18 protein-coding genes and 1 riboswitch are annotated in these 15424 nt (G+C 62.1%); of the genes, 10 read left to right on the top strand and 8 right to left on the bottom strand.

Features of this window, described 5'->3' with window-relative positions; genetic code table 11:
• Nucleotides 1-14 precede the first annotated feature (14 nt).
• From BV071_RS30795 to BV071_RS30780, 4 genes are all read right to left on the bottom strand, one after another.
• Complete coding sequence (locus BV071_RS30795; protein WP_265595111.1) at nt 15-305, bottom strand: hypothetical protein; 291 nt, start codon at nt 303-305, stop codon at nt 15-17.
• Nucleotides 306-444: 139 nt separating this feature from the next.
• A riboswitch (cyclic di-AMP (ydaO/yuaA leader) is annotated at nt 445-626 on the bottom strand.
• A gap of 198 nt (nt 627-824) precedes the next feature.
• Nucleotides 825-1232 carry an OsmC family protein gene (locus BV071_RS30790; RefSeq protein WP_035615826.1) on the bottom strand — a complete coding sequence of 136 codons (408 nt, stop codon included), beginning with the start codon at nt 1230-1232 and terminating at the stop codon, nt 825-827.
• Nucleotides 1225-3897 (bottom strand): SUMF1/EgtB/PvdO family nonheme iron enzyme, encoded by a 2673-nt coding sequence (locus BV071_RS30785; RefSeq protein ID WP_035615824.1) that lies wholly within the window; start codon nt 3895-3897, stop codon nt 1225-1227. Before BV071_RS30785 ends, BV071_RS30790 begins: the two co-directional genes overlap by 8 nt.
• Nucleotides 3890-4552 carry a sigma-70 family RNA polymerase sigma factor gene (locus BV071_RS30780; protein WP_035615822.1) on the bottom strand — a complete coding sequence of 221 codons (663 nt, stop codon included), beginning with the start codon at nt 4550-4552 and terminating at the stop codon, nt 3890-3892. The genes BV071_RS30785 and BV071_RS30780 overlap by 8 nt, the downstream gene beginning before the upstream one ends.
• A 223-nt stretch (nt 4553-4775) precedes the next feature.
• Between BV071_RS30780 and BV071_RS30775 the strand changes: the two genes are divergently transcribed.
• From BV071_RS30775 to lipB, 9 genes are all read left to right on the top strand, one after another.
• Entirely contained in the window at nt 4776-5381 is a 606-nt protein-coding gene (locus BV071_RS30775; RefSeq protein WP_265595110.1) for a hypothetical protein, read from the top strand.
• A complete protein-coding gene (locus tag BV071_RS30770) occupies nt 5378-6319 on the top strand; it encodes a hypothetical protein (RefSeq protein ID WP_265595109.1) in 942 nt (313 codons plus the stop codon). Before BV071_RS30775 ends, BV071_RS30770 begins: the two co-directional genes overlap by 4 nt.
• 64 nt (nt 6320-6383) lie before the next feature.
• A complete protein-coding gene (locus tag BV071_RS30765) occupies nt 6384-7580 on the top strand; it encodes a DEAD/DEAH box helicase (protein ID WP_035615815.1) in 1197 nt (398 codons plus the stop codon).
• 9 nt (nt 7581-7589) lie between these two features.
• Complete coding sequence (locus BV071_RS30760) at nt 7590-7922, top strand: hypothetical protein (RefSeq protein ID WP_035615813.1); 333 nt, start codon at nt 7590-7592, stop codon at nt 7920-7922.
• Nucleotides 7919-8317 carry a hypothetical protein gene (locus tag BV071_RS30755; RefSeq protein WP_035615811.1) on the top strand — a complete coding sequence of 133 codons (399 nt, stop codon included), beginning with the start codon at nt 7919-7921 and terminating at the stop codon, nt 8315-8317. Before BV071_RS30760 ends, BV071_RS30755 begins: the two co-directional genes overlap by 4 nt.
• Before the next feature lie 84 nt (nt 8318-8401).
• The gene (locus BV071_RS30750; protein WP_265595108.1) at nt 8402-8593 is read left to right on the top strand and encodes an addiction module protein; all 192 of its coding nucleotides are present in this window, start codon (nt 8402-8404) and stop codon (nt 8591-8593) included.
• Nucleotides 8590-8892, top strand: a complete 303-nt coding sequence (locus BV071_RS30745; protein ID WP_035615807.1) for a hypothetical protein — start codon at nt 8590-8592, stop codon at nt 8890-8892. Before BV071_RS30750 ends, BV071_RS30745 begins: the two co-directional genes overlap by 4 nt.
• 11 nt (nt 8893-8903) lie before the next feature.
• Nucleotides 8904-9407, top strand: a complete 504-nt coding sequence (ruvC, locus tag BV071_RS30740) for a crossover junction endodeoxyribonuclease RuvC (RefSeq protein WP_035615805.1) — start codon at nt 8904-8906, stop codon at nt 9405-9407.
• A gap of 30 nt (nt 9408-9437) precedes the next feature.
• On the top strand, nt 9438-10064 hold the full coding sequence (gene lipB / locus BV071_RS30735; protein WP_035615804.1) for a lipoyl(octanoyl) transferase LipB: 627 nt from the start codon (nt 9438-9440) through the stop codon (nt 10062-10064).
• A gap of 125 nt (nt 10065-10189) precedes the next feature.
• Here the strand turns inward: lipB and BV071_RS30730 are convergent, their stop codons facing one another.
• Nucleotides 10190-10900, bottom strand: coding sequence for a YebC/PmpR family DNA-binding transcriptional regulator (locus tag BV071_RS30730; protein WP_035615802.1), 711 nt, complete (start codon nt 10898-10900; stop codon nt 10190-10192).
• Between the two features lie 148 nt (nt 10901-11048).
• On the opposite strand from BV071_RS30730, the gene BV071_RS30725 reads away from it, so the two are divergent.
• Nucleotides 11049-12122 carry a hypothetical protein gene (locus BV071_RS30725; RefSeq protein WP_035615801.1) on the top strand — a complete coding sequence of 358 codons (1074 nt, stop codon included), beginning with the start codon at nt 11049-11051 and terminating at the stop codon, nt 12120-12122.
• A gap of 92 nt (nt 12123-12214) precedes the next feature.
• On the opposite strand, the gene BV071_RS36025 is transcribed toward BV071_RS30725, so the two are convergent.
• From BV071_RS36025 to BV071_RS30710, 3 genes are all read right to left on the bottom strand, one after another.
• Entirely contained in the window at nt 12215-12640 is a 426-nt protein-coding gene (locus tag BV071_RS36025) for a hypothetical protein (protein WP_265595107.1), read from the bottom strand.
• A gap of 73 nt (nt 12641-12713) precedes the next feature.
• On the bottom strand, nt 12714-14774 hold the full coding sequence (locus BV071_RS30715) for a molybdopterin cofactor-binding domain-containing protein (protein ID WP_035615797.1): 2061 nt from the start codon (nt 14772-14774) through the stop codon (nt 12714-12716).
• Between the two features lie 3 nt (nt 14775-14777).
• Entirely contained in the window at nt 14778-15254 is a 477-nt protein-coding gene (locus BV071_RS30710; RefSeq protein ID WP_035615795.1) for a (2Fe-2S)-binding protein, read from the bottom strand.
• Nucleotides 15255-15424: the final 170 nt, after the last annotated feature.

Below are 15424 nucleotides of genomic sequence, written 5' to 3'. Positions count from 1 at the left end.
ATGATTCTAACACCTTAGGATCGATCCGCGGTGGAAGTGCAGCGACAGCCCCGAGCCGTCTTCGCGCGGCGCCTGGCTGCGGCGAGGGCATAGACCACATCCCCGAAGGACTGCATCTTCCCCCTACGGCTGACGAAGCCACCGGGCTTGGCTGGCTCAGCCGAGCGTTTGGCCGCATTCACAAGGATCATTCCCAGCTCCCGGCGCGGGGTCTTGCCCATGCCAAGGACCAGAGCGATGCCCACCGCGACTGCATACACGGCAACCACGGCGATACCCACGCTGAACATTTGGTCAGCAATCATGTTGTTCTCCATTTCTCTATTTCGATGCCGGTCATGCCCGCCTGCGGGGGGCAGGGGCCAGCGATTTTCTGGGGTCTGCTGGGCGAAGCGGCGGCGGCTTCGGCGTGCCCCTTTTGTCTGGAGAGACAACCGAACGATCCGCGCCCCGCGGTGATGCCTACGGGGTTAGCTGTCGGGCTGGAGCCACCACGTGCTCCCGGTGCCGCAGGCACCGTATGCCCCAAAGACCGCGGCCATGGCGCAAAGCCATCGCGAAACGGTCGGGATTGGTTCCCCCGCTGCTCTGGACAACGCGTCCAGTGCACTCGGCTGACGGTATCGTTCTCAAAGAACTTGGGTGGATGTTAGGGCCGCCCTACCCCGCAAGGCAACGCAGGGGTTTATAACATCCCCTGCGCAGTATACATTCGTCGCTCAACGATCCGGCAAGAGTGCCGGATGATCGGTCAAATGCAAAAAGGCAGCGAAGGATCGCTGCCTTTCCACTGATCACTGCTCACCGAACACTCGGCACTTTCTTCACTGCCAATGCCAGCGGATCTCCTGCACCACATCCGGATGCAGGCTCTGGTGCACCGGGCAACCATTGCCGGTGGCTTCTAACAGCTTGCGCTCGGGGTGGTCGGCAGGCAGCGGCACGTGGATGTCCACTTCCAGCTTCGCGATGCGGCGCGGGGTATCGGTGGACATGTGCTTCTTCACTTCCACCTTCATGCCTTCCAAGGGGATCTCCTTGCGCTTGGCGACGATGCCCATGACCGTGGCCATGCAAGCGCCGAGGGCGGTGGCGATGAGATCAGTTGGAGAGAAGGATTCGCCGCGGCCGTTGTTGTCCACCGGGGCATCGGTTTCGAGTACTTTGCCGGAGGGTCCGTGGATGGCGCGGGTGTGAAGGTCGCCTTGGTAATCGAGCTTGATTTCAACCATTGTCGTCGATGCTGTTAGTAGGAGGCGTTTCCTGCTTGGGCGGAGACTCCTTGGCAAGCACGATACGGAATCCAAAAGTATTGTCGAATGGCTCATCCGGCTTCGGCCCATCGATCAAGGGTTCCGGCATCTGTTGGGTGAAGCGGTAGCCCGTATAAAGGGTGCTGGGCAGGTAGCTCTTCCAACTCCCGCCTCGCAAAACGCCGTAGTTCTGGTTGGAAGCGTAGTTGTCGTCGACCCACTCTTGGACGTTGCCAGAGAGATCATAGATCCTTTGCGCGTTCGGCTCAAAGGAACCTACCGGTGCCGTAGTAACGAAGCCATCGTTGTAGTCCGTGATGGTGCGCGCCGGGATCACCCCCGGCGCAGCCACGGCAGACTGATCCGCAAAGTTCCCGACATTTTTGCCATTGAAGACCGGCGGGAACTGGGTGCCCCAGGGAAAGACAGGAACCCCCAAATCGCGCTTGGCCGGAGAGACCTCGGGGATCTCCCCAATGAGACCCGCCATGATACTCCATTCATAGTCGGTCGGCAGGCGATAGCGGTGGAGGTCGGTCAACCGCCCTTGCCTGCGTTCCTCTTCGGTCAACCAGCGGCAGAAGTCCTGGGCTTCCTCGCGCTTGATGTTCACCACCGGATGATCCTCTGGATTCGGTCCCTGGAAGAAGGTCGGCCGGGCGTTCTGATTCGCAGCCGGATTGGCACGCAGGTAGGCGTCAAAGTCCTTCACCCGGGTTTCCCAGATGCTGGCAAGGAGTTCCATCTTCTTCACACTCCCCACTGCCGGAGGGATGGACAAGGGCACGAATTTCATGCCCAAGCCATTGGTCCAATCCTTCTCCATCACCACACTCTGGTTGAAGAGTTCCAGATTGAAATGCAGCTCCTGTAGCTCGTTCTCCTTGAGCGTGATCTTCTTCTCGATCCGCTTGTAACCCTCCATCCAGACGATCACGTCCACCTCGCCCGGCTTGATTTCCTCCACTCGCAGCGGTCCCAAGGTATCTTCACCGGAGAAGGTCCGCTCGCGCTCGATGTCGTCCTTGGGGCGGATCGTCACGGTGGCCCCGTCGGGCTGGGTGGTGATCACCAGGCGGCCGAAAGGAATTACACCGACAAAGGGTTTGAATGGCTTGAGCCCTTCTTTCTTCGCGCGCTCGCTGATGCCCGGAGCATCGAAGCTCTCGTCCATGTGCACCGTGACCTGATGCCGGTCGGTCAGATAGCCGGCTTCACGACCGGTACGCGCCAGCCACCAGCAGAAATCCCGCGCATCACCACGGGTTGTTAGAACGATGCGGCGTTTGCCTTTGCCGTCCGGGACCTCCATGATCTCGCCGTTGGCCGCGGGCTTCTCTTCCTTGAACTTGAGCCACTCCTTCTCACCCACGGGCGCGACGGCCTCATGGCCATCGACCAGCCAGCGGTAGCGCTGGCCAAGCTGGTCAGTCCATTCCAGCTCGAAGCCCGGAGGCGAATAGACCTCCATCTTCTGGGAAATCAGCAGGGTCTCTTCTGCAGCGGACGCAGGCACCTTGACCGGTAGCTCGACGTCCCGGAAGCCGTCCTTCTTCAGGGTAAAGACCCGCTCTTCGCCCACGCGGGCGACGATCGGCTCAGTGGGAGTGGTGCCGATCAGCTCGCCGGATTCTGAGAAAACATTCGCTTCCGCCGGATCGCTGGTGATGCGGATCCGGCCTTCGCGCACCATCACCACGGGCACCTGCGGCTTGTCGAAATGCTCCTTGATCATGTCCCAACCGCCGTAGACGGCGAGACCGAGCACCATCAGCATTGCGATGAAGGCCCCCACCGGCCGACGACGGCGGCGGCGTTTGCCTTCCTGGAGACGCCGCAGGGCATCCGCCAGATCGCCAGCACTCGAGATGCGGCGCTTGGAAAGGTGCGGCTCGCAAATGTCGCAGATGATCTGGTTGAGCTGCAGCCAGCGCTTGCGCTCCGAGCCCACCGGAAGTTCATCCGGGAGCTCGGGGAACTCCATGCGGTCCTTGCCGGTGGCAATCTCATAAAGGACCTTGCCGAGGCTGTAGACATCCGCCTGGGCGGAGCCAGGGCCTTCGGGCGGAACGAAGCCCTCGGTGCCCACGAAGGTCCGTTGGCCACGGGCCGCCACCAAGCCGATGTCCGCGAGCTTGGCCCGGCCGGCGACAAAGATCACGTTGGCCGGCTTCACGTCGCGGTGCGCCAAGCCGTTGTCGTGCAAGTGGCGCAGCGCCTCGGCGAGGCGCACGCCGACATCAATGCAGAAGCTGGTATCAAGCGGCCGGTTTGGCGAACGCTTGGTATCGCTGCGCAGGGTCCGCGCCTCGTATTCCACCGGGTTGATGTCGCGGCCGGCGATCACGTCGTCGCCGAGTTCCATCACATAATAGTAGAAGGCCTTGCCATCCGGGCTGCGGCCGACGTGGAGGATGTTCACCATCCCCGGGTGGTCGCGCGAAATCGGCTCGAACTTCAGGATTCCCTCGAACTCGCGCTCGAAACTGCGCTCATCCTCGAAGTCCTCCCGCCACAGGACTTTCACCGCCCGCAGGGCCCCGGTGACGCCCCGCGCCAGCCAGACCTCCCCGTACGCACCGCCCCCGATCTTCCGCAAGACCTCGTGGTCGGGAATAATCGGATCAGGGCGCGGGCTATTCATCGACTTCCTCTTCCAAGCGCGCGAGTTCCTTCTTCAAGACGGCTCCCACGCGATGCTTGGCGAGATAAACCTGAGCCATGCTCACATTCAAGTGATCCTGCACCTTCTTTGCATCCCACTGGCGCACGACGTAACAGTCGAAGATCTGGTACTGCTTCGGGGAAACCTGAGCCTTCACACGGGCTAAAGCGGCGTCGGCGACGTTCTTTTTCCATTCCACGTCCCAAAGCCGGGCCAGCAGGTCGCCTTTCGGGTCCTCGAAACGGTCGATCACCGCGGTTTTGCGGTCATCCTCCCACTCCCCGCCAGCCATGGCGGTGTCCTTCTTGCGCTTGCGGAACTGGTCGTTGATCCGCCAGCGGGTCATGTTCATCAGCCAGGTCTTGAAGGACCCCTGCTCGGGGTCGTAGAGCTTCTTTTTGCTCTGCTTGGCGATGGAAAGGACGGTCTCCTGCACGCAGTCGTGGGCCTCGTCCGGGCGGAGGCCGGCCTTGATCGCCACAGCGTAGATCAGCCGCCAGTAGGTCTGGTAGAATTCGTCCCAAGTCTTTTGGTCCTCCCAATTGTCCAGCCGGGCGATCAGGCTCTTGCGGGTCTTCTCGTAGGCTGCGGCGAGCGCTTGGTCGCGCTCTTTGTCGTACTCTTGGTCGGACATCGGCTCCCCCTTACCATAGCGCCCCCGGCCTGTCTTTCACCGATTCCGGCAGTTCTTTCGGTTCAGAGGATCATACGGAAAAGCGGATAGTTAGGAAATACGAAGGACTGATCTTCAGATTTACACGGGGCCTTGAAGCGGCATAGCCTCTCCTGCTGTTTGTTTACCCACTTTCTCCTTCCGGCGTCCCCCCGCCGGTACCACCCACGGAGCGAGTCCCCCCATGCCCCCCGCCCCCCCCGACATTAATCCGTCGCGCCAAGTCGAACGGATCCGCGAGATTCTCGTGGGCCGACAGATGGAAAGCGTAGAACGCCGCCTGGAGCGGCTCGAGGCGAATTTGCGCCCGATGCCCGCGATGCCCACGGACGGCAGCTCCGACGTGTTCGAGATCCGGCTGGCAAGCTTCCAGCAGCATCACGAGTTGAAACTGCAAGAGTTACGCGATGAGATCGATGCCGAAAAGGCGCGCCGGGTCGAAGAGACCCACCGCTTGGCCGGCCAGATCCAAGCCGCAGCTCGCAGCCGCGAAGCCTCCGGTTTGGAAGCGCAAGTCGAGCTGGAACAACGGATTACCCGCTGGCTGGAGCACTGGAACCAAGGGTTCAGCCAGTATTTGCAGAAGCGCGACCAGCATCTGATTGCGGAAATGCGTTCGGAACTGGAGCAAACCCGCGAGTGGGTGAAGTCGCAGCTTTTGGACGAAGATTCAGGGAGAGTGGGCCGAATGCGGGCCTCGTTCGCCCAGTTGGCGGAGGCGGCCCGGGCGATTGCCGAGGCTGCCGGGGTCCCGGTTCTGAAACCAGACGGCGAGAAAAAGCAGCCATGACCGCCACATTTCCTCCTCTTCCCCTCCCCTTTCCCTCCTCCTCGATGCAGGCCGAGGGGGGACGCGGCCGTCTGTCGGTGGAGTCCTTTCCGGTTCCGGAAAGCGATGTCCCGCGCAGCCGCGTGCCTTTTTCCCTGCCCGCGCTCGAAATCTGGCCGTCCACCGGTGGTCCCGGCTTCGACCCGGAAACGCCGCCGCCAGCCGGTGGGCCAGAGCCGAAGTCAACCGGGAATCCAGAGCCGACGCCGCTTCGGAAGCCAGAGCCGCTGCCTACCCCCGCGGCAGATTTCACCGATGCCGATCTGACCGCCGCCCTCCTGCCCTTGATGGCCGGAGCGGTATCCGGAAGCGGGCTTCAGTTGCACGATGACCCGTCCTTCGAGGCGATCCTGCGGTCAACCTTCCGCCGGGCGCTGGCCGAACACCAGCACGGCCCCTTCCAGCAGCCAGACTGGCATCACAAGACCCTGTGGCGCATGCAAGCCCTCTTCAGCAGCCGCAGCTACGAGGAGGTGCTGGCCGACAAGATCCGCCGCTTCCACGTAGAGGAGGTCTACCTGTTGGACCGCGACCGGCTCTCATTGGTGTCCTACGCCAGCTCCGACCCGGTGCGCCATGCCAATGCCCGCAATGTGGGCTCCTTTGCCCGCCAACTCGCCCTGCGCCTGCGCGACGAGAGCGGAGCCCTCCAGCTCGGTTTCGAGCTCGGCGAGGGGCGCCGGACCTTTGTCCGCGCCGGGCGATTCTGTTACATGGTGGCCGTCATCCGGGGCGAGATCAACGACCTGATGAAGTCAGACCTGGACTTCGCGCTGAAGCGGATCGAGACCCGCTACCGGACGCCCTTCGTGCAGGGGCTGCCGCTGCTCAAGGAACTCCAGCCGCTGCTGGAGGAGTGCCTGCTAATCCACTCCCCCGCGCCGCCCGCTGGAACTTGAGTTGTCTCAAAGACCACTGATCCCTTGACCATGGGGCTTGCGATCCCTACGCCTCCCCCCGCACATGGGATTTGACACACTAGGTCTTTCGGAAGCCGTCCTCGAAGCCGTTACGGAGTCGGGCTACGAAAACCCCACCCCGATCCAGGCTCAGGCGATCCCGCTGATCCTAGGAGGCCGGGACGTGATCGGAGCATCCCAGACCGGTACCGGCAAAACGGCGGCCTTCGCGCTGCCCACGCTGAGCAAGCTCACCCCCATGGGCAAGCCGCAGATCCTAGTGCTGGAGCCGACCCGCGAGCTGGCCCACCAGGTGGCCGAGCAGTTTGAGAAATACGGCAAGCATACCGGCCTGAAGGTGGCACTCCTCTACGGTGGCGTGGGCTATGGTGAACAGCAAAAGGCACTCCAAGCCGGCGCTGACATCGTGGTGGCAACCCCCGGTCGACTGGTGGACCACTTCTTCCGCGCGACGATGCGCTTCGGCGAGGTGAAGATCCTCATCCTCGACGAGGTGGACCGGATGCTCGACATGGGCTTCCTGCCGCAGGTTCGAAAGATTGTGAACTTCTGCCCTTGGGAAGGCCGCCAGACGCTCTTCTTCTCGGCGACGATGCCGCCGGCGATCCAGACTTTCGCGCAGTGGTGCCTCACCGATCCGATTAGCGTGGAGATTGCCCGCCGCGCGGTGGCCTCCACGGTGACCCACGCATTCTATCCCGTCTCGATGGATCAGCGCGATGAGCTGCTGCTGGCGCTGCTGGACAAGACCGAGTATCACTCGGTGATGATCTTCACCCGCACCCGCAAGGAGGCGGATCAAGTTTGCGCGCTGATCAAGCGCGAGGGCCAGGAGAAGGTCGCGGCGATGCACTCCGACATCAATCAGGTGGACCGGATGAAGGCCTTGGCCGGATTCAAGAGCGGCGACTATGAGGTGCTGGTGGCCACGGATGTGGCGGCGCGCGGAATCGATATCTCGGGCGTGTCGCACGTGATCAACTACCGGGTCCCGGAGAATGCCGAGGACTACGTTCACCGTATCGGCCGGACCGGCCGCGCGGAAGCTGAGGGCGATGCTTTCACGCTGCTGACGGCGGACGAACTGGAGTATGCCAAGTCAGTGGAGATCTTCGTCGACCAGAAGATCCCGCGCCGCAAGCTGGATGGCTTCGACTATATCTACACCGCCCTGCTGGACGACTCCCCTTCGAAGCCGATCCGCAAGAAGCCGATGGGCGGGAAGAAGAAGCGGAGGTAAGAACCGGCGATGTTTACCAGCGACAAGGATTTCGAGGAAGCCCTCGCCCGCCCCGAGGCACTGGAGAAACACCTTGCGAAGCTGGAGAACCTGCGGCGTAACAGCTTCAGGCTGGCTCTGTTCACGACTGCTGTTTGTTTCCTCAATATCTTCGTGACCCTTTGGATCTCGCTGAGAGATCCCAAGATGCCACCTTCGGCGACTATCGCCGTGGCCATTACCATGGCCATTGGAGCAATTCAACAAACCGGAACTGCGCTCGCGGCCCAAGCTGACATCCGCACGCTGAAGGCCTTCAAGAAGTTGCAGGAGCTTGGGCTGGCCGCGAGGAAGCAGCCATGATCCTGGAGATCTTCACGCTCTGTGACGCGGCTACGGTGCACGCCGGGAAGATGAACATCCTCGGTTCCTTCGATACGCTTTCGGCCGAGTCCTTCCCTGCCCAGCACACCGATTGCGTGGTCGCCTGCAAGATGCGGACCACGCCGGAGGACCATGAGCCGGTGGATATCGAGATGCACATCATTGACCCCGACGGGAAGGATGTGATTCCGCCGGTAAGCAACCGCCTTGAGGGCGGCTCGCGGCTGCACAATCACCTGTGGCACATCCGCGGCCTTCCCCTTCCGATGCCTGGGACCTTCTATGTGGACTTGCTTGCCAACGGGGTGCTGCTTGCGCGGAATCCGCTCTTCGTAAGGCAGAACGAGAGACGGGGCGGAAACCAAGGCAATTGATGAAACCCGCAGAAAAGCGGCATTGCTTCCCGGTGCCGGTTGCGCGAAACTAGCCGCATGGCGATAGCGGTCGATCTTGGAAAAATGAGCACTGCTGAGAAGCTGCAGCTCATGGAAGACCTCTGGCAGGATCTCTCCACAGAGGAGGCCGAAGTCGCCTCGCCCGCTTGGCACGGCGAAGTGCTCAATGAGAGGGAGCGCCTGACAAGTTCCGGCGAGGAGAAGTTCATCGACTGGGAAGTTGCGAAAAAGCAGCTTCGCGAGGAATTGTCGTGAGAATCTCCATTCAGCCCTCTGCTCTCCGCGACTTGCGGGAGGGCTTTCTGTTCTACGAATGGCAAGAGGCCGGGCTCGGCTCCTATTTCTTGGATTCCCTGTTCTTGGACATCAATTCGCTCGAACTTTACGCTGGAATCCACCCGCTCCGCTTCGGGCGTTTTCACCGGCTCTTGGCGAAGCGATTTCCTTACGCCGCCTATTACCAAGTCGCTGAAGGCGAAGTGAGGGTCCGGGCCGTGTTGGACCTCCGCCGCGACCCGAAATGGATTGCCCGGAAGTTGAGGGGCTTGGCTTAACTCAGCAAACCATGCGCGTGCTCGCCATCGACCCCGCTGTCCGCAACACCGGCTATGCCGTGGTGGAAGGCATCGGCCGTGAGGCGAGAGTGCTGGCCTACGATGTGATTTCGATCCCCGACCGGCTACCACAATCGGCGGCCTTGGCAGCAGTGCGGGCGCACTTGCGCAACGTCATCGAGAAGCACCAGCCGGACGAGGTGGCAGTGGAAGGAATCATCTACGTGCAGTCGCACCGCACTGCGATCTCAATGGGCGCGGCGCGGGCCGCAGCCTTGATCGCTGCGGCGGACGCAGGCTTGTGCGTGTACGAGTACGCGCCGACGAAGGTGAAGATGGCGGTGGTCGGCAAGGGCAAGGCGGACAAGCAGCAGGTGGCCTTCATGGTGCGTGCGCTATTAGGTCTGGCTGAAACGCCGCCACATGATGCGGCGGATGCGCTGGCGATCGGACTGGCGCACCTGCAGGCATCGGATCCTCTGAAGGCGAAAATGCTGGAGAGGAGACAGGTATGATTCCTCACGTGTTCCGAAAGCGCTAAATGAATGAATACGATTCTACTGGGTTCCGGCATTCCCTATGAAGAGGGACTGAGGCAGCAGGACGCAGCGGTGGATGCGCTGTTAGATGGCAGCGGTGGCGAGACGCTTTTCCTTCTGGAGCATGCAGCGGTTTATACGATCGGGAGGTTGCGGGACCACTCCTCGCTGCGGGATGCGGCGATGCTGCCGGCACCGGTCCATGAGACCAACCGCGGCGGCCAAGCCACCTACCACGGGCCGGGGCAATTGGTCGGCTATCCGATTCTCGATCTAAGAGAGAGGAACCGCGACTTGCATGCGCACCTGCGGAATCTGGAGGAGGCGCTGATCCTGACCTGCCAAGACTTTGGAATCCCCGCCACGCGCCGTGAGGGACTCACTGGCGTGTGGGTGGAGAACCGCAAGCTGGCATCGATCGGCGTGGGCGTGAGGAAGTGGATCTCGATGCACGGCTTCGCGATCAATATCACGCCGGAATCCCTGCTGCCCTTCTTCGCGATCACTCCGTGCGGGATCGACGGCGTGGTGATGAGCTGCGTGGCGCAGGAGGCGAAGCGTAGCGTGACGGTCGAGGAGTTTGCCGAGGCCTTCGTGCCGCATTTCTCACGGCTCTTCGAGCGGGCCTCCTGATTGAGGGAGGCCGCACCGAGAAGACGATCCGAAGCGACCCCGGGGGGCACTTGGTCTCGATCGGCCGCTAGAACTGCTTCGTCCGCACAGGGGACTGTTCGGACTACCTCTCTGCGGACTACCTTTCAGGCCAGGTTGGTGAAGACCACCTGGACGTCGTCGTCTTCCTCGATCTTTTCGAGGATCACTTCGACTTCGGCCATCTGCTCTTCGGTGAGCTCGATCGGCTGGGTGGGGATGCGCTCCAGGCCGGCCTTCTTCACCGGGATGCCGAGCCTTTCGAAACCGGCGGTCAGGCTGGAGAAGCTGGCGTATTCGCCGATCGCACGGGCGATGCCGTCCTCGACTTCCAACTCTTCAAGGCCCGCATCAATGAGTTCGAGTTCGAGCTCTTCCAGATTGGTCTCCGGGGTGACCTCGAATTCGACCACCGATTTGCGGGTGAACATGAAGTCGAGCTGGCCGCTGTTCACGACCTGGCCGCCGTTCTTGTTGAAGATGGTCTTGATGTTGACCACCGAGCGATTGGTGTTGTCGGTGGCGCACTCGATGTAGAAGAGCGAGCCGTGCGGGCCCTTGGCCTCGTAGGCCACTTCGACGATGTCGGCGGCGTCCTTGCCGGCGGCGCGCTTGATCGCGGCATCGATTTTGTCCTTGGGCAGGTTCTGGCCCTTGGCGTTGGCGATCGCCAGACGTAGCGGGGCATTGGCCGCAGGTTCCGGTCCGCCGTTCTTGGCGGCCATGGTGATGGCTTTGGCAAGCTTCGGGAAGACCCGGGACATCGTGTCCCAGCGGGCTTCCTTGGCACGGCGGCGGCATTCGAAGGCGCGTCCCATAAATGAAAGATTCTTGGTTGGCGCGATTGAAGCGGATTCACGGCGTCCGGCAAGCCTCCCTTCTGAGGCTGTCACAGGGTCGACAAGTTTCCGGAAAACTGCCAGTGAGCAGGAGTCCGGCCGATCGCTCATTCATCCTCCAACACCCGTGACCGATTCCCAAATCCAAGAGCTTCTCGCCGCCTTCGCCGCCGAAATGGCCGCCTTTGGCCTCCTCCCGCTGCCGGCTTGGCTGAAAGCAGCCAGCGGAGTGGAACTTTCAAAGCTGCCCGCTCCCCGGGTGATCCTGGAATGCTTGCGCGCCATCGAGGCTGCGCCGGTCGCCGCAGCAGCCACAGGTGGCGGGACCCATGCCATGGACCACCGTCTCACTCCGGTGCTTCAGGGCGCCGCGCGTGGGAAGGAGGACCGTTGGGATCCCGAGTCGGCGAATGCGGTCCTGGACCAGTTGAACCAGATGGCGGACCGCCACATCCAGGATACGATCACGATCCGCTTCCCCTACCCGGCCCTCGCCGTGGTCAACTCCATCGGACGCTCGAAGGTGGACAAGTCCCTGCTCGCCGATCCCACCCGCCGCCTGATCGAGCGCTTCCGGACGATCGCCTTGGACAACTTCCGGCAGATCCACGCAAACTTTCAGCCGGACCCGGAGATCTTCGGGGACATGACTCCGGCCCAGTTCCAACAAGAGGTGGCCGCCGCGGAGATCCGCATCGCGGACTACCCGGAGCAGTCCTTCGATGCCGATGCCAGGAAGCTCATCGGCATCCTGCGCAAATGGCTGGCAGAGCCGGGAGGCTGGGAGGACGACGACTGGGGAAAGCAGGCTGCGCCCCTGCTGCTTGCTCCGGGAACTGGCCGGGCCTTCGAACTGAAGCTGCTTGCCCTTTATCCGAACCATAGCGGTCGCTTCGAATGGGCTACCACCGGGCCACGACCGGGAGTAGGGAGCTTCCTGGGACCAAACAATCTCCAGCGTCTGTTAGACGCGGTGGCCGCTCTCACTCCTCCCCTCAGCGATGAAGAAGTGCTGGTGCTAAGGGATGCCATGATCTCCGCCTGGGAGAGGATTCCGGAGGCGGGCAAGCGCAGTGTCAGGCTTGGCACGCAATGCCTCAAGGCGCTTGCAGGGAGAAAGGATCTTCTGCGCGAAATCCTTCCCTCCGTGCAAGGGACCGGGATCAGGAAGCAACTGGAAGCCGCGATCGCCGCGCCTTGAAGCGGCCGGCTCCTCCATCGCGGTCTCGCGGCTCAAGTGATTCCCGGAAACGGCCAACCCGCGGCAGGAACCTTCCCGTAGCGGGGACCCGGCTACTTCGCGTGCTCCGCAAAAAAGGCATCCAGCAGGCCTGTATCGATCGGTCCCAGCGCTTTTCCAGCCGATTTGCCGGAGGATCTCAGCGCATCATACAAAGACCCACTTTCAAGCACCGTCTGCCGATGAATCTTACCCTGCTTCCAGTGAACGGTCAGCTTGCCGTCGTCGGTCACTTTCATCCCGTCGACCCGCAACTCCCCCACTGTTAGCACCGTTTGCAACATGCCATCCGCATGGTTCGTGCGGGAAATCACGGCCACACAAGGAGGGCGCCCTCCAAAAGCGTAGACCTCGCAGGAATAGTAGCCACTCGCCCGCGTCGAACCGGAAATGGATTCGCTCAGCTCCTTCGACCGGCAGGCAATCCCGCCACAAAGGATTAGAACGGACAGTAAAGCCCAGCGAAGGCAAAGATTCACGCAACAAGGTCAAGCAAGTCGGCTGCCCCTTGGAAAGACGGAAAGCGTTCCCTCAGCGAGCCTTGGCTCCGGTCTATAGCATCGGCATCGCCCGGCGGCGTTCGCCGGTCGCGGCATGGATCGCGCCGGCAATGGCCGGGGCGATGGCCATGATCGGGCACTCCCCAGCCCCGGCGGAGGGCAGGTCCTTGCGGTCGAGAAGGATGATCTCGATCGGCGGCACATCGGAGAAGCGCGGGACCCTGTATTGGGAAAACCTCGGGTTCAGGATCTTGCCGTCCGCAAACTGGATCGCTTCGGAGAGCGCACCGCCAAGGCCCATGACGATACTGCCCTCGATCTGGTTCTTAAGGTGCAACGGATTCACGACCGCGCCGCACTCGAAGGCCGCGACGATACGCTTCAACTGCACATCCCCGCCCTTTACCTCGAGTTCCACGCAGTTTGCGACATAGCCACCCTTATCGATGCCGCAGGCGATCCCGCAGTGCCCCTTGCGATCCTTCCAGCCGAAGCGCTCCGCAACGGCCTTCAAGACGGCGCTCAGGCGTTCATCTTCCAGGTTCCGCAGGCGAAATTCGAGGGAATCAAGTCCGGCTATCGCGGCGAGTTCGTCCATGGCGGTCTCGCGGGCGAAGTTATTCGCGGAAGCGGCGAGTCCGCGGTACGAGCCCTGACGAAGGGGTGACTTGCTGCCGTGGCTACGCACGAGCTTCACCGGCACCGCGTAGGGTGTTTCGAGCGCCGCGCCGCCGGGGTTGTGGCTGTGGAATTCCCATGCGCTGAGCTTGCCCTGGTCATCGATGGCGGCTTTCACCTCAATCAACGCGGCAGGCCGGAGGTAAGCCCAGCGAAACTCCTCCTCGCGAGTCCAGGCCAGCTTCACCGGCTTGCCGACGGCTTTCGCCAAGCGTGCGGCCTCCACTGCCGCCTCACCGCTGTGCTTGCCGCCGTAGCCGGAACCGGTGTCGGGGACGATCACGCGGACCTTGTCCGGGGGAAGTGAGAAGGCACTCACCAATTCATCCTTCACGCCGAAGGGCCGCTGCGTGCCGGTCCAGACGGTGAGCTTGCCATCCTTCCACTCCGCAAGGCCAGCTCGCGTCTCCAGCGGACAGTGGGCGATGTAGTTGATGTGGCAGGTCTGCTCCAGCTTATGCCCGGCGGCAGCCAAGGCTTCATCGATTTTCGCGCCTTGTTCGCCGCGGTCGATGTCGTTCTTGAGGATGTCCCAGAGTTCCTTGTTAGACGGACCGCCGCCGCCTTCCCACTCCGCAACCAGGGCCTCGATGGCCTTGGTTGCGGTGGCGGGATTGGGTGCAGTCACGCCGACGAAATCGCCATCGCTTACGATGCTGACCCCTTCCATGGCCTTGGCCTGCGAGTCATCCAGCGACTTAAGCTTCGCGCCGTAGGCGGGGGCCCGGAGCACCTTGCCATGCAGCATGCCGGGCAAGGACATGTCGGTGGTGTAGTGGTGCCTGCCGGTGACGAATTCACGGCCATCGACCTTTGGCACCGGGGTGCCGGCGACTTTCCATTCGCTGGCGGGTTTGAGCTTGGTCTGCTCTGTGACCGTGGCCGCGAGCTTCTGGCCCTTGAGGAGTTCGCCATAGCCGGTGCTCTTCTCCACTTGACCAGGAATGCGCTCATAGATCACGCGGCCATCCACGGCGCGAACGTGCCTGTCGGTGAAGCCCCACTCCTTCACGGCGAGATCGATCAATGCCTCCCGCGCCGCGGCGGCGACCTTACGCAGGTGCAACGCCATATCCGGCGTGGTGCGACTACCGAAGGTGCCCATGTCAAAGGGCACCAGATCGGTATCTGCCATCAACATGCGGATCGCGGAAATCGGCACCTGCAACTCCTCGGCCACGGCTTGGCTCAGGGAAGTGCGGATGTTCTGCCCGACCTCGGTCTTGCCGGTGAAGACCTGCACCGCACCATCCTCACCGATGTGCAGCCAGGCGCTGACTTCCATCGGCCTCTGCGGGCCTCCCCGACGGCCACCGCCACCCCTCCCGCTCTCTTGGGCGCGGAGCGCGGGCGAGCAAAAGGCAACGAAAATGCCGCCGCCCAACAGCTTGAAGAAATAGCGGCGGTCGAATGCGAGCGGCTCAAGGGTCTTCATCGCTCAGTCCTTCTTGGCGAGGGTTTCGGAAGCGATCCGGACAGCATCGCGAATGCGGTTATAGACACCACAGCGGCAGATATTGCCATCCATGGCGGAGAGGAATTGTTCTTCAGTTGGTTGCGGGTGGGCCTCCAACAAGGCCACCGCGGACATCAGCATGCCGCAGGTGCAGTAGCCGCATTGCAGCGCATCGGCATCGAGGAAGGCCTGCTGGACGGGATGCAGGTGCCCATCCTTTTCCAAACCTTCGACCGTGCGGATCTTGGCTTCACCCACCGCGCCTGCGGGCATCTGGCAGGAGCGGATCGGCAGACCATCGATTAAAACCGTGCAAGCCCCGCACTGGCCTTCGCCGCAACCCGGCTTGCAGCCGGTGAGCCCGAGGTCATCGCGGAGGACACTGAGCAGGATCCGCTCGCCATCCGCCTGAAGCGCGGCGTCACGGCCATTGATGTGGAGTCGGGTGATCGTAGCCATGAGGAGAAAGGGTAAGGCTTGCGCGGGAATCCGGGACTTCAAGGTGAAACCGGAATGTCACCCTGCGGTTGCGATGGCGGATCACATCAATGCTTCAATTTTGGCGACTAGCGGAAATTTCAGCAGAGTGTCTTGGTATGCCGCGCTGCCACCCAGCAGCGAGATCGATC

It is taken from the genome of Haloferula sp. BvORR071 (assembly GCF_000739615.1).
Taxonomy (GTDB): Bacteria; Verrucomicrobiota; Verrucomicrobiia; order Verrucomicrobiales; family Akkermansiaceae; genus Haloferula.
Note: the sequence above shows the minus strand (reverse complement) of the source record. Positions and strands in the feature narration are given on the sequence as shown.